A 24,339-nucleotide genomic window follows, 5' to 3' on the forward strand; every position below is an offset into this window, starting at 1 on the left:
CTTCACCGCCGCGACCGGCACCACCCCGCACAAATGGCTCCTTCGCCACCGTCTGGACGAAGCCCGCAAACTACTCGAACGCACCGACCATCCGGTCACCGAGGTGGCCCGGCGGGCCGGATTCGCAAGTGAGGTCACCTTCCGCCAGCACTTCGCCTCGTACGTGGGCACGAGCCCCCGCGCCTACCGGGCGGCGGCTACCGCGCAGGAGCCTCCCCCAAACCCGGCGGACAGTGTTAGAAATGGCTCATGAGCGGACGTTTTGGCCTGCCCAGGGGCTCTGATGGGGCGCCCGAGGACGGGTCCCCGTCCGGGCCGGGCCGGGCACGGGCCGCGGACGGGCCCGGTGAGCCCGGTGAGCCCGGGCCCGGTGGGCCCGGCAGTCCCGTAGGCCGGTTCGCGCGCCGCTTGAGGCGCTCGCTCTCCCGGTCGCTCGGCCGGCTCTCGCTCGGCGTGCGCAGCGTGGCCGGCCAGGTTTTCGCCCTCCAGGCCGTCATCGTGCTGGTGCTGATCACCGCCGCCACCGCCGCCCTGTTCTTCCAGGCCCGCTACGACGGCCGGCGCGACGCCCGCAACCGCTCCCTCGCGGCCGCCGAGTCCTTCGCCCACGCCCCCGGCCTGCCGGCGGCCCTGAGGTCCGCCGACCCCACCGCCGGGCTCCAGCCCCTGGCGGAGGCCGCCCGCCGGGCCTCGGGCGTCGACTTCATCGCCGTCATGACCACCGACGGGATCCGGTACACCGACTCCCGGCCCGAGCTGATCGGGCAGCGCGCCACCGGCGACCTCTCCCGGGCCGTGGCCGGGCAGGCCTTCACCGAGACCTTCAAGGGCAAGCCGAGCGACGTGGTCCGCGCCGTGGTCCCCGTACGGGACTCCGCGGGCACGGTCGTCGGCCTGGTCGCCACCGGCATCGAGGTCGCCAACGTCGGCGACGTGGTGGAGGGCCAGCTGCCCCTCCTCTTCGGCGCGGCGGCCGGCGCCCTGCTGCTGGGCACCGGCGGCGCCGCCCTGGTCAGCCGCCGGCTGCGGCGCCAGACCCGGGGGCTGGGCGAGGCCGAGATGACCCGGATGAACGAACACCACGAGGCGGTTCTGCACGCCGTCCGCGAGGGCGTCCTGATCATCGACACCGAGGGCCGCCTCCTCCTCGCCAACGACGAGGCGCGGCGCCTGCTCGACCTGCCGCCCGACGCCGAGCAGCGGCACGTCGGCGAACTCGGCCTCGATCCGCGCACGGCCGCCCTGCTCGCCTCGGGGCGGATCGCCACCGACGAGGTGCACCGGTCGGGCGACCGGCTGCTCGCCGTCAACGTACGCCCGACCAAGCCCTACGGGGGCCGCCCGTCGGGCAGCGTCATGACCCTGCGCGACTCCACCGAGCTCGCCGCGCTCTCCGGCCGGGCGGCGGTGGCGCGCGAGCGCCTCCAGCTGCTCTACGACGCCGGCGTGCGCATCGGGACCACCCTCGACGTGGTGCGCACCGCCGAGGAGCTGTCCGAGGTCGCGGTCCCGCGCTTCGCCGACTTCGTCACCGTCGAGCTGCTGGAGCCGGTACTGCGCGGCGAGGAGCCCAGCAGCGCCGCGCACACCGAGATGCGCCGGGCCGCCATGAGCGGGGTGCGCGCCGATTCGCCGCTGCAGCCCGTCGGCGACATCATCCGCTTCGTGGTGCCGACCGCGCCGATGGCCGCGGCCCTGGACGCCGGGCGGGCGGTCCTCGCGGCGGACCTGAGCGCCGCCTTCGGCTGGCGGGCCCAGGACCAGGACGGCACCCGGGTGGCCCTGGACTACGGCCTCCACTCGCTGATCTCCGTACCGCTCCAGGCCCGTGGTGTGGTCCTCGGCATGGCCAACTTCTGGCGGGCCGACACCCCCGAGGCCTTCACCGAGGAGGACCTGTCCTTCGCGGAGGAGCTGGCGGCGCGGGCCGCCGTGTCCATCGACAACGCCCGCCGCTTCACGCGCGAGCACGCGGTGGCCGTGACCCTCCAGCGCAGCCTGCTGCCCCGGGTGCTGCCGGAACTGAGCGCCGTGGACGTGGCGTTCCGGTACCTGCCCGCGAAGGCGGGGGTGGGCGGGGACTGGTTCGACGTGATCCCGCTCGCCGGGGCCCGGGTGGCGCTGGTCGTCGGCGACGTGGTCGGGCACGGGGTGCACGCCGCCGCCACGATGGGCCGGCTGCGGACCGCCGTGCACAACTTCTCCACCCTCGACATGTCGCCCGACGAGCTGCTGGGGCACCTGGACGAGCTGATCGACAGGATCGACCAGGACGAGTCGGCGGGCGCCGGCGGCTCGGGCGAGGGCGAACCGTCCGGCGTCACCGGCGCCACCTGCCTCTACGCCGTCTACGACCCGGTGTCCGGCCACTGCACCATGGCCAGCGCCGGCCACCCCGGACCGGCGCTGGTCCGCCCCGACGGCCGGGTCGGGTACCCCGAGCTGCCGATCGGGCTGCCGCTGGGCGTCGGCGGGATGCCCTTCGAGGCCATCAGGCTCGACCTGCCCGAGGCGAGCCGGCTCGTCCTGTTCACCGACGGCCTGCTGGAGGACCGCGACCGGGACTTCGACACCGGCCTCGGCATGCTGACGGAGAGCCTGTCGCGGCCGGACCGCAGTCCCGACCAGGCCTGCTCCGACGTACTGGCCGCGCTGCTGTTCCCGGCGCCGAGCGACGACATCGCCCTGCTCATCGCCGACACCCGGCGGCTGCCGGCCGACCGGATCGCGGAGTGGGACGTGCTCCCCGACCCCGCCGACGTCTCCCGGGTCCGACGGGCGGGCGCCGCGCAGCTGGCCGCGTGGGGCCTGGAGGACATCTCCTTCACCGCGGAGCTGATCCTCAGCGAGCTGATCACCAACGCCATCCGCTACGGGACCGCCCCCATCAGGGTCCGGCTGCTCCGCGACCGCGCCCTGATCTGCGAGGTCTCCGACGGCAGCAGCACCTCGCCGCACCTGCGCTACGCGGCAACGACGGACGAGGGCGGCCGCGGCCTGTTCCTCGTCGCGCAGTACGCGGAGCGCTGGGGCACCCGCTACACGGACCGCGGCAAGGTCATCTGGGCCGAACTCCCCCTGACGGGCGCGGCGGAGCCGGCGCCCCCGGGCGTCCTGGACCTGGATGCCCTGGAGGACCTCGCCTGGTAGCCGCGCGGCCTCAGAGCCGGGCGGTCTCAGAGCCGGGCGGCCAGCCGCGCCTTCGCCTCGGGCCATTCGTCGGCGAGCAGGGAGAAGTAGACGCTGTCGCGCCAGGTGCCGTCCGGGCGGCGGCGGTGGCGGCGCAGCACGCCTTCGCGCTGGGCGCCGAGGCGGGCGATGGCCGCCTGGGAGCGGGTGTTGAGGTGGTCGGTCTTGAACTGGACGCGGCCCATGCCGAGGTCCTCGAAGGCGTGGGTGAGCAGGAGCAGCTTCGTCTCGGAGTTGACCGCGCTGCGCCAGTACGCGCGCCCGTACCAGGTCCAGCCGATCTCCAGCCGCTCGTCGGCCGCGCTGACGTCCATGTAGGTGGTCCAGCCGATGGCCCGGCCGCTTTCGAGGTGGATGACGGCGAAGGGAACGTACTGGCCCCGCCCGGCGGCCTCCAGGACCGCGTCGAGCTTGGCGCCGAGCTCCTCTTCCGTGTGCGGCGCGGGGCCGCCCTGCCAGCGCCAGACCTCTTCGTCGCGGCCGCCGGCCACGTAGAGGTCGGGGAGGTGACTCCTGGTCAGGGGCTCCAGACGGACGTGGCGGCCGGTGAGCACGGTGGGGCGGGGCAGCTTCGCAGACATGGCCGAAAGATAACTCGTCATTGCGCTAGATACAACATCCTATTGAACTAGTTCAATCTGGTGGTCCGGGCCAGCAGGACGGCCACGTCGTCCTGCGGGGCCGCCGGCAACAGCCGGGCCAGGATGCTGTCGCACAGGGCCTCCAGCGGCTCGTCCGCGCCCCTCAGCGCGCCCGCCAGCTCCGCCAGCCCCTCGTCCAGGTCCCGGTCCCGCGCCTCGATCAGGCCGTCCGTGTACAGCACCAGCAGGCTCCCCGGGGGCAGCCGCACCTCCTCGGTAAGGAAATCCTGCCCGCCCGTGCCCAGCGGCGTCCCCGACGAGCCGCCCAGGAAGGTCACGGCCCCGGCCGCCGTGACGACGGCCGGCGGCGGGTGGCCCGCGCGGGCGATGACGCACGCGCCCGTCGCCGGGTCGTGGACGGCGTAGACGCAGGTGGCCATCTCGTCCTCGCCCAGGTCGGCCACCACCGCGTCCAGCGACCGGAGCATCTGCTCCGGCGGAACGTCGTGCCGCGCGAGCGTCCGTACCGCCGTGCGCAGCTGGCCCATCACGGCGGCCGCGTGGATGCCGTGGCCCATCACGTCGCCGATCACCAGACCGGTCCGGCCGCCCGGCAGCTCGATCACGTCGAACCAGTCGCCGCCGACGTCGTGGTCACTGGCAGGCAGGTAGCGGCCGGTCAGCTCCAGGCCCGCGACCTCGGGCAGCGCGTTGTTGGTGAGGCTGCGCTGCAGGGTCAGGGCCGCCGCGCGCTGGGTCGTGTACATCCGGGCGTTGTCGATGTTGAGGGCCGCCCGGGCGACCACTTCGTCGATCAGCACGCAGTCCTGCTCGTCGAAGGGATCGCGTCCGCGCAGCCGGGTCACCGCGACCGCCCCGAGCACCTGCCCGCGGGCGACGAGGGGGACCATCCGGGCCGAGCCGAGGGTGGCCAGGTACCCGCGCAGCGCTTCCGCCCGAGGGTCGCTGACCAGGGCCGGGATGTCGGACACGTACAGGTTCATGGGCAGGCCCTCGGTGATGACCTGCTCGTAGACGCTGCCCTCCGGGATCTGGAAGGTCTGCCCGGCGACCAGCTTGGCGGTCGGCGCCTGCGGATCCGGGAAGACGGCGGCCAGCCGCCGCAGCACCCCCCGGGTCGAGGCCGCCGCCTCGTCGGACTCCAGTACCGCTTCCAGCAGCTGTACGTCGGCCGAGTCAGCGAGCTGCGGTACCAGCAGGTCCGCGATCTCCTGGGCGGTCTGCCGCAGGTCGAGCGTGGTGCCGATGCGGGTACCGGCCTCGGCGAGCAGCGCGAACCGGCGCCGGGCCTGCTCCGCCTCCGCCTGGGCCCGCTGCCCCTCGGTGATGTCGATGAGGGAGGCGATCAGGCCGAGCTGGCGCCCCGAGCCGTCCAGCAGCGGGGCGTACGAACAGGACCAGGTCCGGTCGTGGTCGGGGTCGGCGGGGGTGCGGCCGGTGCGGCGGACGTCGACGACGGCGGATCCGCACTCCAGCACCTTGCGCATGAGGCCTTCCAGTGCGGCGGCGTTGACCCCGGGCACGACCTCGGTGAGCCGTTTGCCGAGGTGGTCGGCGGCCGGCACCCCGTTCATCCGGGCGAGGGCGTCGTTGACGCGCAGGAAGCGCAGGTCCGTGCCGAGGGTGCCGAGGCCGATGGGCGACTGGGTGAACAGGCTCTGGAGCGCGGCGAGGGAATCGCGCATCCGCAGGACCTCGGTGGTCTCCACCGCGATGAGCATGGCTCCCGTACGCCCTTGCGGGTCGGCGGCGGGCACGATCCACATCTCCATCGGGACGCGGTGGCCGTCGCGGTGGCGCACGGGCAGGGTGCCGACGACGGTCTCCCCGGCCTGGACCCGGCGGGTCAGGTCGGCCGCGAGCTCGCGGTTGGCGTCGGGGACGAGCACGGAGGTGCCGAACCGGCCGAGGATCTCCTCGGGACGGTGGCCCAGGAGGTCCTGGGCGGCCAGCGACCACTCGACGACGCGCCCGTCGGCGTCCTCCCGCCACAGGGCGATCGGAAGCAGCTCGCGCAGGACGCCCGCGTACCCCACAGCTCCCACCGGCTGGTCCGGCACCTCGCTCGTCTGCTGGTACGTGTCCAATGCGCCGACCTCACCCCGGGGGGCCCGATTCCTACCGATTCACCCTATCCGAGGCATCGTGGACCGGCGCTGCGTCGGGGTCCGAGCGGGGGCCCCTGACGGCCTCGCCGCCCGGGGCCCGTGGGGCCCGCGCTCGCCCGCGGCCCGGAGGGGACCCGGGCGGCCCGGCTACTCCCAGTCGTCCCAGGGCGGGTCCATCTCCTCGTCCTCCGGGCCGAAGAGCGACTCCTCCTCCCGGGGGGCCGGCTTCCTGCCCGCCGCGACCGCCACCGCGGCCGGCTGGGCCACGGCCACGGCCACGGGCACAGACACCGCCGCGGCCGCGGCCTGCGCGGGCACGGGGCTCACCGCGGCCACCGGGGCGGCGTCCGTCCCGGACAGGGTCTTCAGGATGCCCTCGGCGTACTTCGCCAGCTTCGCCTCGCCGACACCGTTGATCGTGCCCAGCTCGGCGACCGTGCCGGGCACCTGGGTCGCGATCTCCCGCAGCGTCGCGTCGTGGAAGACGACGTACGCCGGCACCCCCTGCTCCCGCGCGGTCTCGGCGCGCCACGCGCGCAAGGCCTCGAAGACCGGCACCGCCGCCGCCGGCAGGTCGACCGGCACCCGCGCGCCCTTCCCGGAGCGCGACCCGCCGGACTCCTTGCGGGACGCTCCGGCGGCCGGCGCCGCTTCCTTGCGCATCAGGACGCTCCGGCGGCCGCCGAGCACCTCGCCGCTGGCCTCCGTCAGCACCAGCGTCCCGTAGTCGCCCTCCACCGCCAGCAGCCCGAGCGCCAGCAGCTGCCGTACGACCCCGCGCCACTCCGCGGTGCCCAGGTCCGCTCCGATCCCGAACACGGAGAGCCCGTCGTGGTCGAACTGGATGACCTTGGCCGTCTTCTTGCCCTGGAGGATGTCGACGATCTGACCGGCACCGAACTTCTGCCGCCGCTCCTTGGCCAGCCGCCACACCGTGGACAGCAGCTTCTGGGCCGCGACCGTCCCGTCCCAGGACTCGGCCGGCGTCAGGCAGGTGTCGCAGTTGCCGCAGTCCGGCGCGCCCGACTGCCCGAAGTACGCCAGCAGCCGCACCCGGCGGCAGCCGACCGTCTCGCACAGCGCGAGCATCGCCTCCAGGTGCCCGGACAGCGCGCGGCGGTGCGCGTCGTCGCCCTCGGAGCCCTCGATCATCTTGCGCTGCTGCACCACGTCCTGGAGGCCGTAGGCCAGCCACGCCGTGGCCGGCTCCCCGTCGCGCCCGGCCCTGCCGGTCTCCTGGTAGTAGCCCTCGACCGACTTGGGCAGGTCCAGGTGCGCCACGAAGCGCACGTCCGGCTTGTCGATGCCCATGCCGAACGCGATCGTGGCCACGACCACGACCCCGTCCTCCCGCAGGAACCGCGACTGGTTCGCCGCGCGCGTGCGGGCGTCCATCCCGGCGTGGTACGCCACGGCGTCGATACCCTGCTCCACCAGGGCGGCCGCCGTCTTCTCCACCGACGCCCGCGAGAGGCAGTAGACGACGCCCGCGTCCCCGGCGTGCTCGGTCCGGATCAGCTCCAGCAGCTGCTTGAGCGGATTGTTCTTCGAGACGATCCGGTACTGGATGTTCGGCCGGTCGAAGCCGGCCACGAAGTGGCGGGCCTCGTCCAGGCCGAGGCGCGCCGCGATCTCGGCGTGCGTCGCCTCGGTGGCCGTCGCGGTCAGCGCGATGCGCGGCACCTTCGGCCAGCGCTCGTGCAGCATGGACAGGGCGAGGTAGTCGGGCCGGAAGTCGTGACCCCACTGGGCCACGCAGTGCGCCTCGTCGATGGCGAAGAGCGAGACCGTACCCCGGTCGAGCAGCCGCTGCGTACCCTCGGTGCGCAGCCGCTCGGGCGCCAGGTAGAGCAGGTCCAGCTCGCCGCCGAGGAAGGCCTGCTCGACCGCGCGACGCTCGTCGACGCCCTGGGTCGAGTTGAGGAATCCGGCCCGCACCCCGAGCGCGTTGAGCGCGTCGACCTGGTCCTGCATCAGCGCGATCAGCGGTGAGATCACCACTCCCGTGCCCGCTCTGACCAGCGCCGGGATCTGGTAGCAGAGCGATTTGCCGCCACCGGTCGGCATCAGCACGAGGGCGTCGCCGCCGCCGACGAGGTGCTCGATGATCTGCTGCTGCTCGCCGCGGAAGGAGTCGTACCCGAAGACGCGGTGGAGCACCTGCTGGGCATCGGGGATTTCGGCGGCTGCTTGCGAGGAGGTCATCCCAGAAGCCTAGCGACCCGCGCGGACACTCCACTCCGGATGGGGACGAACGGTCGGCGCGGGGAGCGCCCGGGGTCGGCTCCGCTACCCGGCGAGGTGCGGTGCCGGGCGGCGCGGGTCAGGCAAGATCAGAAGGAGCCGGCCTGGGCCGGCAGGGTCGTCCGGGGCGCGTCTGCCGTGTCGAGTACCGCCGCGATGCCCTGCGCGAGGCAGGGGATCCGGTGCGCCGGGATTCCCGCGATGTTGATCCGCCCCGAGGTGGTGCCGTAGACGGCGTACTGCCTGCGCAGCCGGAGCATCTGGTGCGACGTGAGCGGCAGCATCGAGAACATCCCCTTCTGCCGCGCCAGCGACCGCGCCTGCTCCGCACAGCCCAGCGCGCTCAAGTGGGCGGTCAGATCGGCCCGGTTGGCCATGATCCGGCGCCGCATGACGTCCAGTTCCGCCCGCCAGGCGGCCCGTAGCCCCTCGTCCTCCAGGATCGTGGTCACGACGGCCGCACCGTGCTCGGGCGGCATCGAGTACAGCGTCCGCGCGGCGTTCTGCAAGGCCGTCTCGGCATGCCGAACGGCCTGACCCGAGGCACCGAGGACGATGGCGCAGCCGACGCGGTCGCTGTAGAGGCCGAAGTTCTTCGAGCAGCTGACGGCGATCAGCATTTCCGGCACGCGCTCCGCCAGCATCCGCGTGGGCAGCAGGTCGGCCTCCAGGCCGTCGCCGAGCCCGTGATAGGCGAGGTCGACGAAGGGCACCCAGCCGCCGCGGACGGCGGACTCGGCGAGCGCTTCCCAGTCGTCCGGCAGCGGGTCCACACCCGTGGGGTTGTGGCAGCACCCCTGGAGCAGGACGACGTCGTCCCGCCGCGCGTCCCGCAGTTCCCGCAGCACGCCGGCCGCGTCGAAGCCGCCCTCGGCGTCACGCCAGCCGTACGTGCGGACCTTCAGCCCGGCGGCCTCCAGGATGGGCCGGTGGTTGACGTAGGCCGGATCGCTGATCCACACCGTGGCGCCCGGGCGGGTCCGGCAGATCAGATCGGCCAGCAGCCGCAGTGCGCCGGAGCCCGCGACGGTCTGCACGGCCGCGGCCCGGTCGGCCGGTCCGCCCGGCCCGGGGCCCAGGACCAGGTCCAGCAGGGAGCGGTTGAAGGCGGCGTTGCCGGAGAGCCCGCGGTACTCCTTGGACTCGGAGCGCTCCGCCAGGCGTATCTCGGCCTGGCGTACGGCGGCCATGACGGGTGTGGTTCCCGTCTGGTCCCGGTACACGCCGAGGACGAGGTTCAGGCGTTCGGGCCGCTCGTCGGCACCGAACTCGTAGGTCAGGTCCCACAGCGGGTCGGTGGGCGGCGGAGGGAGGAGCTCAAGCATCTGCGGGAACCTTGGGTCGGGGGCGGCGGTTGGCGAGGACGACGCCGGCGGTGATGAGGGGTACGCCGATGAGCACGGCGGCGGTCGGTGATTCACCGAGCAGGGGGATGGCGAGCAGGACGACGGCGACGGGGCTGAGGCTTCCGACGACGGAGCTGCGCTCGGCGCCCAGCCTGCGGATGGCGAAGGCGTACAGCAGGCCCGCACACAAACCGACCCCGAGCCCCTGCACCACCAGGAACAGCGCGATGTCGCTTCCCGCCGCGTGCGCGATGCCCGTCGGGAGCACCCCGGTCAGGACCAGGATCCCGATCACCGCGAACGAGGGCAGGCACAGCAGTCCGATCGATCCGACGGGATCGAGGTCCACCTCCCGCAGACCCACCGTGTAGAGGGCCCACAGGCCGCTGGCCACCAGGAGCGTGCCGGCGCCGACGAGCACGTCGGTGTCCACCGGAACGACGTAGCGCCAGACGAGGGCGGCCACACCGGCCGCGATCAGCGCGAGCCCGGCCGCCTGGGTCCCCCGGGGAAGGCCGTGCCCGCGGCGGACCATGATCGCGGAGACGAAGAGCGGGACCATCCCGGGGACGATCGAGCCGACGAAGGCCGCGGACGTCAGGGCGCCGCCGTGCATCGCCGCCAGGAAGAAGGGCACCCCCGCACCGCAGATGATCTTGACCGCGGCGCTCGGCCGCACCGCGGCGATGCGGCGACGGCGCCGCCACAAGGCGGGGAGCAGGACGAGGAGGGGGACGCCGAACCGCAGGAGTGCCGCGTCGGCGGGCAGCAGTGAGGAGGCGCTCAGGGCGCGGGCGCTGAGCGCGAAGGCCGCCCAGATCGCCACGGTCACCAGGAGCGCCAGCATGCCCTCGGCTTGCGGGGAGAGCCGGCGCGGGCCGGGGTGCCCGGCCCGCGGGCCCTCCGCGTCGGGAGGCACGGTCGCCCGGGTGGTGTTCGTCGCGACCAAGGAAATTGCTCCAGCCTCTGAGAGCGGACCGGTCTGGTCCGCTCCAGGGCAACGCTAGGGCCTCGGGCGGGGCAGCCGATTGCCAGTTCTGCCTCTCAGACATATGTTTGGGGCAGAATCTGCCAAGGAGTGCCCATGGACGCAGTCGATCTGCAGATCATCAGGGAATTGCAGGCCGACGGGCGCCTGTCCAACCAGGATCTCGCCGACCGCGTGCGGCTCTCCCCGTCACCCTGTCTGCGCCGGGTTCGACGCATGGAGGAAGCGGGCCTCATCCGCGGCTACACCGCCATGGTCGACCAGGTCGCCTTCGGACTCCCGGTCACCGTCTTCGTCCGGATCCGCCTCGAACGCCACACGGCGCAAGCGGTGAGGCTCTTCGAAGAGCACGTCGCGGTCATCGAGCACATCCAGGACTGCTACCTGATGGCCGGAAGCAGTGACTACCTGCTTCGTGTCGTCATCGAAGACCTCGAAGCCTACGAGGCCCTGGTGCGCCACCGGATCCACGCCATTCCCGGTATCGCCTCGATCGAGTCGAGCTTCGCCTTCGGCAGCGTCAAGCAGTCCAGGACGTACCCGCGGCCCGCCCCGGGGGCGTCGAAACGATCGCCGTGACGGGTCCGCGTACGGCCGACCGGGAGGCCTCGACCGCCGTCACGACCGCCGTCACGACCGCCGCCTCGACCGCCGCCGTCTCGACCGCCGTCTCGACCGCCGTCTCGAAGACCGCGAAGGCGGCCGCGACGGAGAGGACGGACCGCACGTCCTGAACCTCGGTCCGGGCCCCGTCATCCGCCGATCGGAGCGCAGGCGGCGGCGAGGTGGCGGGCGACCTGGGAGGGGTGGGTCAGCTGGGGGTAGTGCCCGGCTCCGGCGATCTCGGCCACCGGGTGGTCGACGGACTCGGCCAGCGGGTCGGCCGAGCCCACGATGATCCGGACCGGGACGCTCACCCGGTCCAGCAGCGCCCGCGACTGCCGGCGCTCGGCGGCGTCCGCGCGCGAGGCCGCGACCACGCGGCGCGCCACCCCGCGACGGCGCAGGTCCGCTGCGGCGCTCTCCACCTCCGCCCCCTCGGGGACACCGAGCGTCCGGGCCAGCCGAGCGGCGGACATGCGGCGCATCATCGGCGCGGCCAGGCCCGAGCGGGCGAGCCGGGGGGCGGGTGCCTGCAGGAACGCCGGGGAAATGAGGACGAGACTGCTGATGCGGTCCGGATGGTCGACGGCGAAGCGCAGCGCGGGTCCGCAGGCCAGGGAGTGTGCGACCAGCGCGGGTCGGGTCCGCACCGGGCTCAGCAGGTCGGCCAGCCACGCGTCCACCGGCTGGGTCGTGGCGGCCGAGCGACCCAGGCCCGGCAGGTCGGGGGCCAGGATCCGGCCGGGGAGGCGGGCGGCGAGGGGTGCCCAGAGGTCGGCGTTCATCGGCAGTCCGTGCAGCAGGACGTGGTCGGGGCTGTGCCGCTCGCCGCTCACCCAGGTAGGGCTGCCCGCCACGGCGTGGAAGCCGTACGGGCTCAGCAAGGGCGATGCGGCACCGAAGCGAGCGGCCACCAGGTCGTCGGCCCACCCGCGCAGGGCGTCTGCGGCCGGAGGCATCTCCAAGCCGGCGCGCGCGGCGAAGGCGCGGGCGGAAGCCGTCGGGTAGCGGTCGGCCGACAGGAACGCCAGCGTCTCGGGATCGGCGCCGGTCAGCCTGCGCGGCAGGCGCCGCAGCAGGCCGACGGGAACGGTCCGGCGAGGTGCCCGCACGCCCGTGTGGTCGGCGATCGTACCGATCAGCTCGGGCAGGAGCGGAGTGGTGTCGTCGAGCACCCAGTAGTGCTCACCCGCGGGAGATGCGGGGATCTCCGCGAGAAACCGCACGAAGTAGTCGATCGAGGTGATCGGCAGGAAGGTGTCGGGGCCGCCGGGCAGCGCGGGAAGCCGGCCGTTCCACAGGTCCCCGACGAGGGCGGCCAGGCCGATGTACTGGCCCGGCCCGATCACGGTGCTGGGATTGGCAATGGTCAGCGGGACCTCCAATTCACGAGCCCGGGCGCGCACCGCGAGATCACCCTCGGACTTCGAAGCCTCGTACGCCCCCAGCCCGGCGTAGTCGGGGTGGCCCTCGGACCCGCTCACCCGGTACCCGCTGATGTGCACCAGCCGCCGCAGCCCGGGCAGCGCGGCCGCCCATTCGAGCACGTTGATCGCCCCGGTGACGTTGGTCGCCCGTGCCTCCTGGACGCCGAGGCCGAAGGCGAAGCGAGCGGCGGTGTTGTAGACGTCGCGCACCTCGGGCAGCCCCGACAGCGGTCGCGTGATGTCGGCGGCGACGATTTCCAGCCCGCCGGTGTCAACGCCCTGGGAGGTCAGCCAGGGGGTGAGGGTGTCGTTGCGTACGGCTGCCGCCACCCGTTGGCCCCGGGTGAGCAGCTCGGCGACGAGGGAACGGCCGATGAAGCCGGTCGCGCCGAAGACGATCGAGTCCATGAAAACTCCTTAATAGATCGGTCTACATATTTTTAGGGCCGAAAAGAAGCCCGCCGGTCACGGCGGGCCGTGTCAGCCCAGCAGGGCGCCGATCTGGCGGGAGACGCTGTCCAGCGGCCCCCTGCTGCGGTGCGCCCGGGCCAGCAGGAGCGCCCCCTCCACCAGGGCCAGGATCGTGACCGCGAGGTCGTCGGCGTCCGGACGGCCCGCCAGTTGCGCGCGCAGGGCCTCCTGCCACGAGGCGTAGACCTCCGAGCACACCTCCTGGAGCGGGTCGCTGGTGGCGGCCATCTCCAGCGCCACGGTGGCCACCGGGCATCCCTTGCGCCAGCCCGACTCCTCCAACCGGTCACCCAGGTGTCGCAGCACCCCGTCGACGAACTCCGCCACCGACGGACTGGAGCCGGCCAGGCCCCCCAGGGCATCACCGATCATCCGCCCGGCCCGCTGGACGGACTCGCCGACCAACTGGTCCTTGCCGCCCGGGAAATGGAAGTAGAGGGAGCCGCGGGGTGCGCCACTGGCCGCGATCACTTGATTGAGCCCGGCGCCGAAGTACCCCCCGCTCTCGATCAACTCCTGCGTTGCGTCCAGCAGCCGGTCCCGCGTCTCGGCGCCCTTCTGTCCCATGGAGCCAAACTAGACCGGTCTGCATATTCTTTCAAGTGCGCTCCGGTCCGCTCCCGGCCGGTCCGGTCCGGTCCGCTGCGGTCCGCTCCGCCGCCCTATCCGGCGACGGCCGCCGCGAAGGCCTCGTAGGCCCGCTCGTCGAACAGTACGAAGCGGACCTCCTCCACCTCGGTCCGGGCCGCCCGTACGGTCTCCACCGCGATCCGCGCCCCGTCGTCGATGGGCCAGCCGTAGATGCCGGTGGAGATCGCGGGGAAGGCGACGCTGCGGGCTCCCAGCTCGTCCGCGACCCGCAGCGACTCCCGGTAGCAGGAGGCCAGCAGCTCCGAGCGGTCCTCGTCCCGCGACCAGACCGGGCCGACCGTGTGGATCACGTGCCCGGCCGGGAGCCGGCCGGCCGTGGTGGCGACCGCCTTGCCCGTCGCGAGGCCTTTGCCGTAGTGCGAGCGGCGCAGGTCCTCGCAGGCGGCCAGGATCTCCGGGCCGCCGCGCCGGTGGATGGCTCCGTCGACCCCACCGCCGCCGAGCAGCGAGGAGTTCGCCGCGTTGACCACGGCGTCGGCCTTCTCGGCGGTGATGTCGCCGAGGACGAGCGTGACGCGCGGCATCAGGAATCCTTCTTTCGCAGGTGGCGCCAGACGGCCTTGGCCGCGTTGTGGCCCGACATGCCGTGCACGCCGGGGCCGGGCGGGGTGGCCGAGGAGCAGAGGAAGACGGCCGGGTGGGCGGTCGAGTACGGGGACAGGCTGAGCTTGGGGCGCAGCAGGAGCTGGAGCCCTGAGGCGGCGCCGCAGGCGATGTCACCGCCGACGTAGTTGGCGTTGCGGGCGGCGAGCTGCGGCGGACCGGCCGTGGCGCGGGCGAGCACGAGGTCGCGGAAGCCCGGGGCGAAGCGCTCCAGCTGGCGCTCGACGGCGTCGGTGAGGTCGCCGTCCCAGCCCGCCGGGACGTGTCCGTACGCCCAGAACACGTGCTTGCCCTCGGGCGCCCGGCCGGGGTCGACCAGGCTGGGCTGGGCGGTGATGAGGAAGGGGGTGCGCGGGGCCCGCCCGCCGGAGGCCAGCTGCAGGGCGGCGTCGATGTCCCGGGTGCGCGGGCCGATCTGGACCGTGCCGGCCCGGCGCGGCTCCTCGGCGGTCCAGGGGACGGGGCCGTCCAGGGCGTAGTCGATCTTGAACACGGAGGCGCCGTAGCGGTAGCCGTCGTACACGCGGCCCAGGCGCGCGATACGGGCCAGCGCGGTCGGCGAGGTGTCGAAGACGTACGCCCGGGCCGGCGGGAGGTCATCGAGCCGCTTGACCTCGAAGCCGGTGTGGACGGAGGCGCCGAGGTCGCGCAGGTACCCGGCGAGGGCGTCGGAGATGGACTGCGAGCCGCCGCGCGGCATCGGCCAGCCGTTCGCGTGCGCGGCGAGGGCGAAGACCAGGCCGACGGCGCCGGTCGCGATCCCGCCGAGCGGGGCGATGACGTGCGCGACGAGTCCGGCGAACAGCGCGCGGGCCCGCTCGTCCTCGAAGCGGCGCAGCAGCCAGGTGGACGGCGGCAGGCCGGCGAGCCCGAAGCGGGCGAGGGTGAGCGGGTCGCGGGGCAGCGCGGTGTTCGGCAGCGACATGAAGTCACGGGCCAGGGTGTCCCACTTGCCGAGGAAGGGACGCACCAGCCGCCGGTACGTGCCCGCGTCGCGCGGCCCGAAGGAGGCTGCCGTCTCCGCCACGGAGCGGGAGAGCACGGCCGCCGAGCCGTCGTCGAAGGGGTGCGCCATGGGCAGCGGGGCGTGCAGCCACTCCAGCCCGTACCGCTTGAGCGGCATCGTGGCGAAGACCGGGGAGCCGGCGCCGAGCGGGTGCACCGCCGAGCAGGGGTCGTGGCGGAAGCCGGGGAGGGTCAGCTCCTCGGTCCGCGCCCCGCCGCCGACGGTGTCGGCGGCTTCGAAGACGGACACCGAGAAACCGCGCCGGGCCAGTTCGACCGCGGCCGTCAGCCCGTTGGGCCCCGCACCCACCACGACCGCATCGAGAATCGACGGCACTTGCGACTCCTTCGTCCGGTGGCGGCACCGCCCCCAGGGTATTGCGCCTGTCCATAGGTGAAATCCGCGATACGCGCCAACTCCGTTCGCCGTGGGCTCACTCGCCCCGCAGCAGCTCCCGGATCCGTACCGCCGTGGCCTCGTCCCGGCCGACCGCGAACGGCAGCGCGTTGTCCCGGTCCACCCGGAAGGGGACCCGGTCGACGGTGCTCTGCGCGCCGCCGGCCTCGGCGACCAGCAGCAGCCCGGCCGCGTGGTCCCAGGCCGACGGCCAGGTGAAGGCCAGGCCGTCCATCTCGCCCCGGGCCACCCGCAGGTACTCCAGTCCCGCCGAACCGCACGGGCGGGCGGCCACCCCGGGTACGTCGAGGCGCGCCAGGGTCCGCCGGTCGTCCTCGGAGGTGTACAGCGGGTGGGCCGTGGCGATCCGCAAGTCTGCGCCCGCCTCGGGCGAACCGCTGTGGATCCGCTCCCCGTTGACGTACGCGCCCTGCCCGCGCACGGCGGTGGACATCTCCTCCAGTGCCGGGGCGAAGGTCCAGGAGGCGAGTATCTCCCCGCGGTGCGCGAGCGCGACCAGCGTGCAGAACGCCGGGTCGCCGTTCACGAACTGCCGGGTCCCGTCGACCGGGTCCACGATCCACACCGGGGCGTCGGCGCGCAGCGCCCCGTACACGTTCGGGTCGGCGTGCACCGCTTCCTCGCCGACCACGGCCGACCCGGGCAGCAGCCGCGTCAGGGCGGCCGTGAGGTACTCCTCGGCCTTGCGGTCGGCGTCGGTCACCAGGTCGTGCGGGCCGCTCTTCTCGTCCACCTCGTGGTCGGCGAGCCGGCGGAATCTCGGCATGATCTCGATCGCCGCCGCCTTGCGGACGGCCTCGTCGACGGCGGACAGGTCACGGGCGAGGAATTCATCGATCATGCCTCCAGCAAAGCACGACCGGCTGACAATCCCCACCGACAGAACCGGCGGACCGCCGGACCCCGGGTGGACCGCGGGTGAACGGGCGCCGGGCCGGCGGCCCCGCCCCTCGGCCGGGTACGGACCGGAACGCTTCCACCTCCTGGTGGGCTCCGCCCGCCCGTGCTAGACCGGCCGAGCTGCCTCTGACCTCCCCTCCCCTCCCCCCTTCTTCTGGGAGCTCCCCCGTGCGCCGACCCTCCCGCTTCTCCCCGCTGCGCCGCGCGGCGGCCCTGCTCGCCACCGCCGCCGCGCTCGTGATCGCCGCGCCCGCCGCCCCCGTGTGCGCCGCGTCCGCGCTGCCCTCGCTGCCCGCGCCCAATGCCGCCGGGCTGACCCTGCAGACCTGGTCCGTCGCCCCGGGCCGGAGCGAGCGCATGGGCGACGCCTCCGTGACCACCTCCGCGATCTTCGCCGCGCACGGCGGGACCCCGTCGATCAATCCGGTCCGGGTGCCGGTGCGGGTACGGATCCTGCTGCCGGAGGACTACCAGCGCGACCCGGCGCACCCCTACCCCGTGCTGTACCTGCTGCACGGCGGCACCGGCGACGTCGAGCAGTGGTCGAAGACCGACGAGGGCGATGTCACGGCGAACCTGAAGGACTCTGCCTTCAAGGGCATCGTCGTGATGCCGGAGGGCGGCAAGGCCGGCTGGTACAGCGACTGGCCCGGCCACACGGACGGCTTCTTCGCCCCGCAGTGGGAGACCTTCCACATCAAGCAGCTGGTCCCGTGGATCGACGCCAACTTCAACACGGTCAAGGCGGCCTCCGGACGGGCCGTCGCGGGCGTCTCGATGGGCGGCTACGGGGCCCTGCGCTACGCCGGCCGCTACCCCGAGCTGTTCTCCGCGGTCGGCGCCTTCTCGGGCGGTACCGACATCTACGACCCGGGCGCGCAGAGCATCATCGCGAACTCCACCTGGACGGTCGGGGCGTCGATCCTGTGGACGGGCCTGTTCGACGGGAAGTTCCGGGTGACCGGTGACACCCCGTACCGGATGGCGACGGTCTTCGGGCCGCCGAGCGCCTGGCCGGGGCAGAACCCGGTCAATCTGGCGCTCGACGGCAAGTACGCCTCGTACAGCGGGAAGGCGGCCCTCTACGCCGGCGGAGCGGGCGGCACCGGCGAGAAGGAGATCGGGGCCATGACCGCGGTCCTCCACCAGGACCTGAAGGACCGGGCGGTCACCCACCGCTACTGCCAGGGCGCCGGCGAGCACGCGTGGCCCTACTGGGGCCCGGAGCTGCGGGACTTCGTCGCCTACGCCTACGGCACCACCCCGGCCGCCTGCCCCAACGGCTGGGGCCCGGAGACCCCGTAGTCCCCTCGCGCGCTAGTTGGTGGCGAGGTCGCCGACCACCAGGCTCTGGGGGGACAGGTGCTCGAAGGCGCCGTCCTGCATGTACTGCGGGCCCTGCTGCTGCGGGGACAGGTGCTCGAAGTTGCCGTCCTGGGCCTGCGGCGCGACGCCGGCGTGGTTGTCCGCGAAGGCCGGGCCCGCACCCAGCGCCCCCAGGGCGAAGGCGGCGGTGGCGGCTATGGCGGCGGTTCTGAAGTTCATGACGGTCCCCCCGGGTCCGGCCGGCCCTCGGGCGGGCCGGCTCGGGGACCAGGCTGTCAGGAGCGGGCCGAGTCCTGCAACAAGGCGGCCTGCCCCGCCGCACGGTGCTCGGCGGCCGCGGTCGGATCGGTCCCGTCGAGCAGGACCGCGATCCCCTCGTGGGCCAGCGCCTCCTCGTGCCGGTATCCCAGCGTCGGAGCCAGCTCCAGTGCCTGCCGGTGCAGCCGCAGAGCCTCCTCGGGCAGGCCGGCGAGCCGGCAGGTCTCGCCGTAGCCGTTGAGGAAGCGGATCTTCCAATGCTCCTCGAACAGCGCGTCCAGCAGCGCGAACGCCTCCCGGTGACTGGCCAGCGCCTCCTCGTAGCGGCCCATCTGCCGCAGCGCGACGCCCCGGCAGTTGAGGCACCACGCCTCGTTGTTCATGTGCCCGTCCTCGCGGGCCAGCGCCAGCGCCCGGTTCAGGTGCTCCACCGCTTCCTCGGGCGCCTCGCCGGCGATGGCCACGCCGAGGGTGATCCGAGCCGTCAGCATGGGCGGCCACGCCGGGTCCGCGTGGGGAAGGTCCAGCACCTCCCGGGCCCGCCGCGCCGCCTGCTCGCGGTGTCCCAGCTGCAGCATCGCCCAGGCTTCCGACGCGGCCGCGTGGGCAGCGCCCGTCGGGGAACCGGCCTGCTCGTACAACTTCCCGGCGAGGCCGAAGAGTTCGAGGGGTTCCTCCGCGCTCCCCTCGTCCCACCGCAGATAGCCGCGACGCATGGCCAGTTCGGCTTCCGCGCGCGTGTCCCCCACCTGGGACGCCCGGATTCCGGCCGCCTCGTACGCTGCGCCGGCCTCCGCCATCCGGCCCGCGTTGTAGCGCGCGAAACCCAGATCGCTGTACGCCTCGGCGAGTTGAAGCGGGTCGCCCAGGCGCTGCGCGGCGGCAAGCGACCGCTCGAAGAGGTAGTTGAGGTGCGTCGTGCCGCAGCGCCGCGCGAAGTACGCCCGTAGGAAGCGCGGCAGCTCGCACACGTGCGCATCGGCCCCGACGGCGGCCGCCGTCTCGAAGACGGCGATCAGGTTCTCGTACTCCGAGACGAGCCAGGCGAGGGCCGCGTGCTTGTCCGTGAACCGCGGCAGAGCGGCCGGGGGCCGGCCCGCGGAGGGCGCCCGGCCGGGCGACAGGACCGGCATCGCGGCGTCGGCCGCGGCCGCCGCGTGCACGTAGTAGTCGAGGAAGCGGCCCAGCGCCCGCTCCCGCTCGGCCTGCGGATCCTGCTGCGCGCAGGCCTGGCGGGCGTGCTGGTGCACCAGGTCGTGCAGCCGGTAGCGGCCGGCCGTCGGCTGCTGGACCAGGTGCGCGTCGACCAGGTCCTCCAGCATCTCCCGGGCGCCGCGCACCGGCACGTCCGTCAGCGCCGCCGCCAGGTACTCGTCGAAGGACCCGCCGGGCAGCAGGCCCAGCATCCGGAACAGCCGGGCGTGGGCCCGGTCCAGCTGCCGTACGGACATGGCGAACGCGGTGTCGAACTCGCTCGCGCCCTCCGCCATCCGCTCGACGAGGATGCCCACGGTCCAGCCCGGCCGGTGCCGCAGCCGGGCCGCGGCCAGCCGCAGCGCCAGCGGCAGATGGCCGCACAGCCGCAGCACCTCGGCGGCGGACTCCGGTTCGCGGGCGAGGCGGCCCTCGGGGCCGCCGGCGTCACCGCTGGCGCGGGCCAGCAGCTCCGCGCTCTCCCGCGGGCTCAGCACGCCCAGGGACACCGGCGGCGGCCCTCGGGGCCGCCGGCGTCACCGGCGGAACCTCGTCCAGGCCCAGCAGCCGGTTTCGGCTCGTGATCAGGACGACGGAGGGACCCGCGCCGGGCAGCAGCGGACGGACCTGGTCGGCGTCGGCGGCGTTGTCGAGGACCACGACGGCCCGTCGGCCGGCCAGTTCCGACCGCCAGCAGGCGGCCAGCTGCTCGATGCCCTCCTGCGGGACCCTCTCGGACGGGACGTCGAGTGCGCCGAGCAGCATCCGCAGCGCGGAGTCCGGATCGAGCGGCTCCCGGCCCTCGGTGAATCCGTGCAGGTCGACGTAGAGCTGGGCGTCCGGATAGTCGGCGGCGAGCCCGTGCGCGGCGTGGACCGCCAGGCAGGTCTTGCCGACGCCCGCCATGCCGTCGACGGCGACCACCCGGTGGCCGTCCAGCGCGGCGAGCACGGCGGAGAGCTGGGTCTCGCGTCCGGTGAAGTCGGGCGCGTCGCGCGGCAGGTCGTTGCGGGGCCTGGGCTGGACCTGGCGGCTGGCCTTCGGGGGCGCCGGCAGCGGGTTCGAGGACCGTTCCCACAGGGAGCGCAGCGGGCGGGGGTCGCGCTTGACGAGCCGGCAGAGGGCGACCACCGCGGGCCAGGGCGGCACGGTCTGGCCGCCGAGGTAGCGCGACAGCGACGAGGAGCTGAGGCCGGCGTCCCTCGCGAGGGCCCGTACGCCGAGCCCGGACAGTTCCTGGAGCAGCCGCAGCCGGGCCGCCAGCTCCTCCTGCGGGTCGGACTTCGCCGACCGCTGTTCCACGTCCACCGTTCCCCCACTTCCCCGTCCCACTCCGGCAGGAGTATTCCGGCCCAAGTATCGGCTGGTCAAGGCTGGTTCGGCTGTCCCACGGTGTCCCATCACCATCGCCCGGGCGCGCCGGAACGGCTGTCATGGGGTCACACCCCGAGGGAACGGGGTGCTCACGAAGAAGAGGAGCGGACCGAGATGCAGTCCCGTATGCAGAACCCCGCCGTCGTACTGTCCGGCGCGATGCAGCCCATCCAGGAGATCTTCAAGGCCGTGCACTCCGGCGGGGTGGAGGGCCAGACGCTGGAGCTGGTGCACCTTCGGGTCAGCCAGATCAACGGCTGCAGCGCCTGCGTCGACGGCGGCGCCAAGTCGGCCCGCAAGGCCGGTGTGAGCGACGAGCGGCTGGCCGCGGTCGCCGCCTGGCGCGAGGCCCCGTACTTCACCGACGAGGAGCGGGCCGCCCTGACGCTGGCCGAGGCCGCGACGCGGCTGGCCGACCGCCCCGACGCGGTGAGCGACGAGGTCTGGGACACGGCCGCCACCTACTTCGACGAGAAGCAGCTGGCCGCGATCGTCCTGATGATCGGCGTCACCAACATGTTCAACCGGCTCAACGCGACGACCCGCCAGATCGCCGGCGCCTGGGGCTGACGGGCGCCGAAGGCGCCCCGCTCCTGGCATGACGATCCATCCACCAAGCCGACTCCCCGAAGGACACCCGCGATGACGACCACCCGCAAGACCGCCGAGACCGCCGCCGAGTCCGCCACCCCGACCGAGAAGGCGGCCTATGGGTTCACGCAGGAGGAACGGGACGCGATGAAGGAGCGCGCCCGGGAGCTGAAGGCGTCCGCGCGTCGCGGTTCGCGCGCCGACAAGGCGGCGGAGGAGGAAGCCGCCGTGGTCGCGAAGATCGCCGAGATGCAGGACGCGGACCGGGTCATGGCGGAGCGGCTGCACGCGGTCGTCAAGGAGAGTGCGCCGGAGCTCGCGCCGAAGCTCTGGTACGGGATGCCCGCGTACGCCAAGGAGGGCAAGGTCCTGTGCTTCTTCCAGAGCGCGGAGAAGTTCAAGGCGCGCTACGCGACGCTCGGCTTCAGCGACCAGGCGAACCTCGACGAAGGCGCGATGTGGGCGACGTCCTACGCCCTGACGGAGCTGACCGCCGCCGACGAGGCGAGGATCGGCGCGCTCGTCAAGCAGGCGGCGAACTGAGCGGCGGCCCGGCCCTGGGCCGGGCCACGGGATCCGGGACCCGGCCCACGGACATCCGCGCGGCTTCAGCCGTTCAGCGCCGGGATGATCTGCGCGCCGTAGGCGTCGATGGTGGACTCCTTCGCGTCGTGCATGTCGTAGACGGCGAACTGGTCGACGCCGAGATCGCGCAGGGCCCGGAGTTTCGCGATGTGGGCCTCGGGCGGGCCCAGCAGGCAGAAGCGGTCGACGATCTCGTCGGGGACGAAATCGGCGGACGGGTTCCCGGCGCGGCCGTGGTGGCTGTAGTCGTAGCCCTGGCGGGACTTGACGTACTCGGTGAGCTCGTCCGGGACCATCTCGGAGTGCTCGCCGTAGCGGGAGACCAGGTCCGCGACGTGGTTGCCGACCATCCCGCCGAACCACCGGCACTGGTCGCGCGCGTGGGCCAGGTCCTCGCCCACGTACGCCGGGGCGGCGACGCAGACGGTGATCGCCGAAGGGTCGCGGCCCGCCGCCACGGCGGCCTTCCGCACCGACTTGACCATCCACTCGGTCAGGTAGGGGTCGGCGAGCTGGAGGATGAACCCGTCCGCCTTCTCCCCGGCCAGGGCCAGCGCCTTCGGGCCGTACGCCGCCATCCAGACGGGCAGTTTCCCGTCCCGGATCCAGGGGATCCGCAGCGGCTTGCCGTCCACCTCCGCCTCCCGGCCCTCGGCGAGGTCGCGGATCACGTCGATGGCCTCGCCGAGCCGGGCCAGGGTGTTGGGCGCGCGGCCCGCGACCCGCATCGCGGAGTCCCCCCGCCCGATCCCGCACACGGTGCGGTTGCCGTACATGTCGTTGAGGGTGGCGAAGGTGGAGGCGGTCACCTCCCAGGTGCGGGTGCCCGGGTTGGTGACCATCGGCCCGACGTGCAGCTTCCGGGTGTTGGCCAGGATCTGGCTGTAGATGACGAACGGCTCCTGCCACAGCACGGCGGAGTCGAAGGTCCAGCCGTAGCGGAACCCGTTGCGCTCGGCGCGCTTCATGAGGCTGATCACCGCCGAGGCCGGCGGGTCGGTCTGCAGGACGAGGCCGAAGTCCATGGCTGCTCCTTGCTGCTGCGTGCTTACAGGTACTGGCAGGTGGAGCGGTGGACGAATGCCCCGTGGCCGGCCCGTCCGGTGAACTCCCGCCGGTCGACGACCAGTTCGCCGCGCGAGAGGACCGAGTCGACGCGTCCGGTGATCCGCTTGCCCTCGTACGCCGAGTAGTCCACGTTCATGTGGTGCGTCTCGGCGGAGATGACCTGCTCGGCGTGCGGATCGTAGAGGACGATGTCGGCGTCGGAGCCCGGCGCGATGGTGCCCTTCTGGGGGTAGAGGCCGAACATGCGGGCCGGGGTCGCGCACGCGATCTCGATCCAGCGCCGGCGGCTGATGTGCCCGTCCAGGACGGCCTGGTGGAGGAGGTCCATCCGGTTCTCCACCCCCGGCAGCCCGTTGGGGATCTTCGAGAAGTCCCCGCGGCCCAGCTCCTTCTGGCCGCGGAAGCAGAAGGGACAGTGGTCGGTCGAGACCACCTGGAGGTCGTTGGTCCGCAGCCCCCGCCACAGCGCCGCCTGGTGCTCGCGGGGCCGCAGCGGGGTGGAGCAGACGTACTTGGCACCCTGGAAGTCGGGCTCGGCCAGGTTGTCGGTGGACAGGAACAGGTACTGCGGACAGGTCTCCCCGAACACCGGCAGCCCCTTGTCCCGGGCGGCCGCCAGCTCCGCCAGCGCCTCCTCCGCCGAGACGTGGACGACGTAGAGCGGGGCGCCCGCCACCCGCGCGAGCTGGATCGCCCGATGGGTGGCCTCGGCCTCCAGGAGCACCTTGCGGACCTCGCCGTGGTGGCGGGGGTCGGTCTCCCCGCGCGCCAGGGCCTGCTCGACGAGCACGTCGATGGCAAGGCCGTTCTCCGCGTGCATCATGATGAGCCCGCCGTTGCCGGAAGCCCGCTGCATCGCGCGCAGGATCCGGCCGTCATCCGAGTAGAAGACCCCCGGATACGCCATGAACAGTTTGAACGAGCTCACGCCTTCTTCGACGAGAAGGTCCATCTCCTTGAGGGTGTGCTCGTTGACGTCCGACACGATCATGTGAAAGCCGTAGTCGATCGCGCAATTGCCGTCGGCCTTCGTGTACCAGGCGTCCAGGCCCGCCCGGAGCGACTGGCCCTGTGACTGCACCGCGAAATCGACGATCGTGGTCGTACCGCCCCACGCGGCGGCCCTCGTCCCGGTCTCGAAGGTGTCCGAGGCGAAGGTGCCGCCGAAGGGCAGCTCCATGTGGGTGTGCGCGTCGACCCCGCCGGGGATGACGTATTTCCCGCTCGCGTCGATCGTCCTGTCGGCCGTCCACGTCCCGGCGGCCGCCGTGCCGTGCGCCGCGAGCGCGGCGACGCGGCCGTCCTCGATCAGCACGTCGGCGTGGAGCTCGTCGGCGGCCGTGATGACGAGGCCGCCGCGGATCAGGGTGCGGGTGTTCATGTACGTC

Annotated in this window: 22 protein-coding genes; 7 read left to right on the forward strand and 15 right to left on the reverse strand. The window is 73.3% G+C overall.

Features of this window, described 5'->3' with window-relative positions; all coding sequences use genetic code 11:
- Together J7F03_RS41565 and J7F03_RS33605 are read left to right on the forward strand one after the other, a co-directional pair.
- Positions 1-253: helix-turn-helix domain-containing protein (locus J7F03_RS41565; protein ID WP_251072894.1), on the forward strand; the 253-nt coding region annotated here is incomplete at its 5' end.
- A complete protein-coding gene (locus J7F03_RS33605; protein ID WP_374104428.1) occupies positions 250-3,150 on the forward strand; it encodes a SpoIIE family protein phosphatase in 2,901 nt (966 codons plus the stop codon). The genes J7F03_RS41565 and J7F03_RS33605, both read left to right, overlap by 4 nt.
- Positions 3,151-3,176: 26 nt before the next feature.
- Here J7F03_RS33605 and J7F03_RS33610 read toward each other — a convergent pair whose 3' ends face one another.
- From J7F03_RS33610 to J7F03_RS33630, 5 genes are all read right to left on the reverse strand, one after another.
- Positions 3,177-3,770 (reverse strand): GNAT family N-acetyltransferase, encoded by a 594-nt coding sequence (locus J7F03_RS33610; protein ID WP_214956260.1) that lies wholly within the window; start codon positions 3,768-3,770, stop codon positions 3,177-3,179.
- A gap of 47 nt (positions 3,771-3,817) precedes the next feature.
- Positions 3,818-5,878 carry a SpoIIE family protein phosphatase gene (locus J7F03_RS33615; RefSeq protein ID WP_214956263.1) on the reverse strand — a complete coding sequence of 687 codons (2,061 nt, stop codon included), beginning with the start codon at positions 5,876-5,878 and terminating at the stop codon, positions 3,818-3,820.
- Positions 5,879-6,046: 168 nt separating this feature from the next.
- On the reverse strand, positions 6,047-8,104 hold the full coding sequence (recQ, locus tag J7F03_RS33620; protein ID WP_214956265.1) for a DNA helicase RecQ: 2,058 nt from the start codon (positions 8,102-8,104) through the stop codon (positions 6,047-6,049).
- 128 nt (positions 8,105-8,232) lie between these two features.
- Positions 8,233-9,468, reverse strand: a complete 1,236-nt coding sequence (locus tag J7F03_RS33625; protein WP_214956267.1) for an aromatic amino acid transaminase — start codon at positions 9,466-9,468, stop codon at positions 8,233-8,235.
- Complete coding sequence (locus tag J7F03_RS33630) at positions 9,461-10,438, reverse strand: DMT family transporter (protein WP_251072895.1); 978 nt, start codon at positions 10,436-10,438, stop codon at positions 9,461-9,463. The genes J7F03_RS33625 and J7F03_RS33630 overlap by 8 nt, the downstream gene beginning before the upstream one ends.
- A 135-nt stretch (positions 10,439-10,573) precedes the next feature.
- Here J7F03_RS33630 and J7F03_RS33635 point away from each other — a divergent pair, with 135 nt between their 5' ends.
- The gene (locus J7F03_RS33635; RefSeq protein ID WP_214956270.1) at positions 10,574-11,056 is read left to right on the forward strand and encodes an Lrp/AsnC family transcriptional regulator; all 483 of its coding nucleotides are present in this window, start codon (positions 10,574-10,576) and stop codon (positions 11,054-11,056) included.
- A complete protein-coding gene (locus J7F03_RS33640; RefSeq protein WP_214956272.1) occupies positions 11,053-11,211 on the forward strand; it encodes a hypothetical protein in 159 nt (52 codons plus the stop codon). Before J7F03_RS33635 ends, J7F03_RS33640 begins: the two co-directional genes overlap by 4 nt.
- A gap of 18 nt (positions 11,212-11,229) precedes the next feature.
- Here the strand turns inward: J7F03_RS33640 and J7F03_RS33645 are convergent, their stop codons facing one another.
- The 5 genes from J7F03_RS33645 to J7F03_RS33665 all read right to left on the reverse strand — a co-directional run bounded on the left by J7F03_RS33645 (position 11,230) and on the right by J7F03_RS33665 (position 16,496).
- Positions 11,230-12,915 (reverse strand): alpha/beta fold hydrolase, encoded by a 1,686-nt coding sequence (locus tag J7F03_RS33645; protein ID WP_214956274.1) that lies wholly within the window; start codon positions 12,913-12,915, stop codon positions 11,230-11,232.
- Between the two features lie 72 nt (positions 12,916-12,987).
- Positions 12,988-13,545, reverse strand: a complete 558-nt coding sequence (locus tag J7F03_RS33650; RefSeq protein ID WP_214956276.1) for a TetR/AcrR family transcriptional regulator — start codon at positions 13,543-13,545, stop codon at positions 12,988-12,990.
- A 95-nt stretch (positions 13,546-13,640) separates the two neighbouring features.
- Entirely contained in the window at positions 13,641-14,153 is a 513-nt protein-coding gene (locus tag J7F03_RS33655; RefSeq protein ID WP_214956278.1) for an O-acetyl-ADP-ribose deacetylase, read from the reverse strand.
- A complete protein-coding gene (locus tag J7F03_RS33660; RefSeq protein WP_214956280.1) occupies positions 14,153-15,574 on the reverse strand; it encodes an NAD(P)/FAD-dependent oxidoreductase in 1,422 nt (473 codons plus the stop codon). Before J7F03_RS33660 ends, J7F03_RS33655 begins: the two co-directional genes overlap by 1 nt.
- Before the next feature lie 97 nt (positions 15,575-15,671).
- Positions 15,672-16,496: an inositol monophosphatase family protein gene (locus tag J7F03_RS33665; protein WP_214956282.1), complete on the reverse strand. Its 825-nt coding sequence runs from the start codon at positions 16,494-16,496 to the stop codon at positions 15,672-15,674.
- A 227-nt stretch (positions 16,497-16,723) separates the two neighbouring features.
- Between J7F03_RS33665 and J7F03_RS33670 the strand changes: the two genes are divergently transcribed.
- Positions 16,724-17,860 carry an alpha/beta hydrolase family protein gene (locus tag J7F03_RS33670; RefSeq protein WP_214956285.1) on the forward strand — a complete coding sequence of 379 codons (1,137 nt, stop codon included), beginning with the start codon at positions 16,724-16,726 and terminating at the stop codon, positions 17,858-17,860.
- Between the two features lie 12 nt (positions 17,861-17,872).
- Here the strand turns inward: J7F03_RS33670 and J7F03_RS33675 are convergent, their stop codons facing one another.
- The 3 genes from J7F03_RS33675 to J7F03_RS41570 are packed head-to-tail and all read right to left on the reverse strand — an operon-like array spanning position 17,873 to position 20,635.
- Positions 17,873-18,100 (reverse strand): hypothetical protein, encoded by a 228-nt coding sequence (locus J7F03_RS33675; RefSeq protein ID WP_214956287.1) that lies wholly within the window; start codon positions 18,098-18,100, stop codon positions 17,873-17,875.
- Between the two features lie 56 nt (positions 18,101-18,156).
- Positions 18,157-19,842 carry a tetratricopeptide repeat protein gene (locus J7F03_RS33680; RefSeq protein WP_308380069.1) on the reverse strand — a complete coding sequence of 562 codons (1,686 nt, stop codon included), beginning with the start codon at positions 19,840-19,842 and terminating at the stop codon, positions 18,157-18,159.
- Entirely contained in the window at positions 19,781-20,635 is an 855-nt protein-coding gene (locus J7F03_RS41570) for a helix-turn-helix domain-containing protein (RefSeq protein WP_308380071.1), read from the reverse strand. Before J7F03_RS41570 ends, J7F03_RS33680 begins: the two co-directional genes overlap by 62 nt.
- Positions 20,636-20,821: 186 nt before the next feature.
- Between J7F03_RS41570 and J7F03_RS33685 the strand changes: the two genes are divergently transcribed.
- Together J7F03_RS33685 and J7F03_RS33690 are read left to right on the forward strand one after the other, a co-directional pair.
- Entirely contained in the window at positions 20,822-21,277 is a 456-nt protein-coding gene (locus J7F03_RS33685; RefSeq protein ID WP_214956289.1) for a carboxymuconolactone decarboxylase family protein, read from the forward strand.
- A 72-nt stretch (positions 21,278-21,349) separates the two neighbouring features.
- Positions 21,350-21,841, forward strand: coding sequence for a DUF1801 domain-containing protein (locus J7F03_RS33690; protein ID WP_214956291.1), 492 nt, complete (start codon positions 21,350-21,352; stop codon positions 21,839-21,841).
- Positions 21,842-21,906: 65 nt separating this feature from the next.
- Here J7F03_RS33690 and J7F03_RS33695 read toward each other — a convergent pair whose 3' ends face one another.
- Together J7F03_RS33695 and hydA are read right to left on the reverse strand one after the other, a co-directional pair.
- On the reverse strand, positions 21,907-22,908 hold the full coding sequence (locus tag J7F03_RS33695) for a TIGR03842 family LLM class F420-dependent oxidoreductase (protein ID WP_214956293.1): 1,002 nt from the start codon (positions 22,906-22,908) through the stop codon (positions 21,907-21,909).
- Between the two features lie 23 nt (positions 22,909-22,931).
- Complete coding sequence (hydA, locus tag J7F03_RS33700) at positions 22,932-24,332, reverse strand: dihydropyrimidinase (protein ID WP_214956295.1); 1,401 nt, start codon at positions 24,330-24,332, stop codon at positions 22,932-22,934.
- Positions 24,333-24,339: the final 7 nt, after the last annotated feature.

The sequence above is a fragment of the Streptomyces sp. ISL-43 genome (assembly GCF_018614195.1).
Taxonomy (GTDB): domain Bacteria; phylum Actinomycetota; class Actinomycetes; order Streptomycetales; family Streptomycetaceae; genus Streptomyces.

Bases quoted from the DNA above. Each gene is read 5' to 3' on its own strand.
- J7F03_RS33635 (WP_214956270.1), top strand. From the start codon at position 10,574: ATGGACGCAGTCGATCTGCAGATCATCAGGGAATTGCAGGCCGACGGG.
- J7F03_RS33625 (WP_214956267.1), bottom strand. From the start codon at position 9,468: ATGCTTGAGCTCCTCCCTCCGCCGCCCACCGACCCGCTGTGGGACCTG.
- J7F03_RS33685 (WP_214956289.1), top strand. From the start codon at position 20,822: ATGCAGTCCCGTATGCAGAACCCCGCCGTCGTACTGTCCGGCGCGATG.
- hydA (WP_214956295.1), bottom strand. From the start codon at position 24,332: ATGAACACCCGCACCCTGATCCGCGGCGGCCTCGTCATCACGGCCGCC.
- recQ (WP_214956265.1), bottom strand. From the start codon at position 8,104: ATGACCTCCTCGCAAGCAGCCGCCGAAATCCCCGATGCCCAGCAGGTG.
- J7F03_RS33605 (WP_374104428.1), top strand. From the start codon at position 250: ATGAGCGGACGTTTTGGCCTGCCCAGGGGCTCTGATGGGGCGCCCGAG.
- J7F03_RS33695 (WP_214956293.1), bottom strand. From the start codon at position 22,908: ATGGACTTCGGCCTCGTCCTGCAGACCGACCCGCCGGCCTCGGCGGTG.
- J7F03_RS33690 (WP_214956291.1), top strand. From the start codon at position 21,350: ATGACGACCACCCGCAAGACCGCCGAGACCGCCGCCGAGTCCGCCACC.
- J7F03_RS33665 (WP_214956282.1), bottom strand. From the start codon at position 16,496: ATGATCGATGAATTCCTCGCCCGTGACCTGTCCGCCGTCGACGAGGCC.
- J7F03_RS33645 (WP_214956274.1), bottom strand. From the start codon at position 12,915: ATGGACTCGATCGTCTTCGGCGCGACCGGCTTCATCGGCCGTTCCCTC.
- J7F03_RS33675 (WP_214956287.1), bottom strand. From the start codon at position 18,100: ATGAACTTCAGAACCGCCGCCATAGCCGCCACCGCCGCCTTCGCCCTG.
- J7F03_RS33610 (WP_214956260.1), bottom strand. From the start codon at position 3,770: ATGTCTGCGAAGCTGCCCCGCCCCACCGTGCTCACCGGCCGCCACGTC.
- J7F03_RS33650 (WP_214956276.1), bottom strand. From the start codon at position 13,545: ATGGGACAGAAGGGCGCCGAGACGCGGGACCGGCTGCTGGACGCAACG.
- J7F03_RS33655 (WP_214956278.1), bottom strand. From the start codon at position 14,153: ATGCCGCGCGTCACGCTCGTCCTCGGCGACATCACCGCCGAGAAGGCC.